This window comes from Zhongshania sp., assembly GCF_041623545.1.
Classification (GTDB): domain Bacteria; phylum Pseudomonadota; class Gammaproteobacteria; order Pseudomonadales; family Spongiibacteraceae; genus Spongiibacter.
The window spans coordinates 1-1,885 of record NZ_JBFJWS010000432.1 but is presented as its reverse complement, the minus strand read 5'-3'; the positions used below and the strand labels follow the sequence as shown (position 1 = coordinate 1,885).

Here is a 1,885-nt window from a genome sequence, read left to right as displayed (position 1 = left end):
TTTATCGACATTTGTCATGTCGTAGTCAGCTTGAAACTCAGCCTCAATAACACTCAAGGCTTGGCCAGCCATATGCCATTGATACAGTGCCTGCATCGCGTAGTGACGGGCCTTGCGACGACCTGCGGCAAGCTGATTATAGGACGGACTCTGCTGACGATTAGCCACAAAAAATTACTCATTCACAGTGGATAAAACCACATTTAAAAAACCGCGCCGCCGCTTACCAGAAACTGAATGGGCGACGCGAAAATCACTTACAAAAAACGAAATAGACAAAAGCCAAAAAGCTTAGAGCTGCTTAAGCAAGCTCACCATCTCAATAGCAGACATAGCCGCTTCTTCACCTTTATTGCCCGCCTTGGTACCAGCGCGCTCAATAGCCTGTTCAATGCTGTCGACGGTCAAAACACCGAAAGACACTGGCACGCTGTACTGCATGGACACCTGCGCCAAGCCTTTTACGCACTCGCCAGCAACGTATTCAAAGTGCGGCGTGCCGCCGCGAATAACGGCGCCCAGCGCAATAATCGCGTCGTAATTTTTACTGTCTGCCACTTTCTGGCAAACCAGTGGAATTTCAAACGCACCCGGCGCGCGCACGATGGTGATATTGTCTTCTGACACACCATGGCGACGCAGTGAGTCTAGAGCGCCTTCCAACAAGCTTTCAACCACAAAGCTATTCCAGCGGCCCACAACAATCGCGTAGTTACCACCAACCGCAGTGAAAGTACCTTCAATCGTTTTCATAGTCGTTCCTTAATTTCTTAAATTATCAGGCTTGGCCAACGTCTTCAGGGCTGACAAATTCCACTACTTCTAAGTCAAAGCCAGAGATGGCATTGTATTTAACCGGCGCACCCATTAGACGAATTTTGCCCACGCCAACGTCACGCAATATTTGCGAACCCAAACCAACATTAAAGTAGGTTGTTTGATACTGCACGCTGTCGCCCTGCAATGGCGGATTCAAACCTTGCGCAATACCGAGGTCAGCCAATATGGTCTCTGGTGTTTCGCGGTGGGCGAGTAACACCACCACGCCACCCTCGGCGGCAACGGTTGCCAAGCTGCGGTGCATATTCCAGCCCGTGGTTGAACCCGGCGGCTGCGTCTGCAATAAGTCGCGAATAGTAGAACCCAAGTGTACTCGCGCCAGCGTCGGCACAGCTGCATCGATTGGGCCTTTTTGCAGTGCGAAATGGATTTCACCGGCGACTGAGTCTTTGTAGGCGTGCAGTTCAAAGTCGCCAAAATCGGTAGCAATTGTACCACTGCTGATTTTTTCAATGGTCTGCTCGTTCAACACTTGATAGTGAATCAGGTCGGCGATGGTACCCATTTTCAAATCGTGTTCAGCGGCAAACACTTCCAGGTCTTCACGGCGCGCCATGGTGCCGTCTTCATTCATGATTTCGCAAATTACACCGGTCGGCTCAAAACCGGCCAGACGCGATAAATCACACGCCGCTTCAGTGTGCCCAGCACGACTGAGTACACCACCCGGCTCGGACATTAACGGGAAGATATGCCCCGGCTGCACGATATCGCCAGCCACCGCATTGCGGGCCGCTGCGGTGCGTACAGTATGAGCGCGATCAGCCGCCGAAATACCGGTAGTCACGCCTTTCGTGGCTTCAATAGACAGGGTAAATTTGGTGCCAAAACCCGAGGCGTTGCGGTCAACCATCAAGGGCAGGTTCAGCTGTTTACAGCGCTCTTTGGTCATCGGCATGCAGATCAGGCCGCGACCAAATTTAGCCATAAAGTTAATATCTTGGGGGCGCACACACTCCGCCGCCATCACCAGATCGCCTTCGTTTTCGCGGTCTTCGTCGTCTAACAGAATAACCATCTTACCCAGACGGATATCCTGAACTAA

General features: G+C 51.6%; 2 protein-coding genes and 1 pseudogene. All 3 read right to left on the bottom strand.

Annotated elements, in window-relative coordinates:
- Positions 1-168, bottom strand: a pseudogene (locus ABYT30_RS18905) (N utilization substance protein B); the annotation flags it as partial.
- A 123-nt stretch (positions 169-291) separates the two neighbouring features.
- Positions 292-753, bottom strand: coding sequence for a 6,7-dimethyl-8-ribityllumazine synthase (gene ribE / locus ABYT30_RS18900; RefSeq protein ID WP_373083461.1), 462 nt, complete (start codon positions 751-753; stop codon positions 292-294).
- Between the two features lie 25 nt (positions 754-778).
- The coding region (gene ribBA / locus ABYT30_RS18895; protein WP_373098086.1) for a bifunctional 3,4-dihydroxy-2-butanone-4-phosphate synthase/GTP cyclohydrolase II at positions 779-1,885 on the bottom strand (1,107 nt) is incomplete at its 5' end.

Coding starts and splice junctions, on each gene's coding strand:
- ribE (WP_373083461.1), bottom strand. CDS start 753: ATGAAAACGATTGAAGGTACTTTCACTGCGGTTGGTGGTAACTACGCG.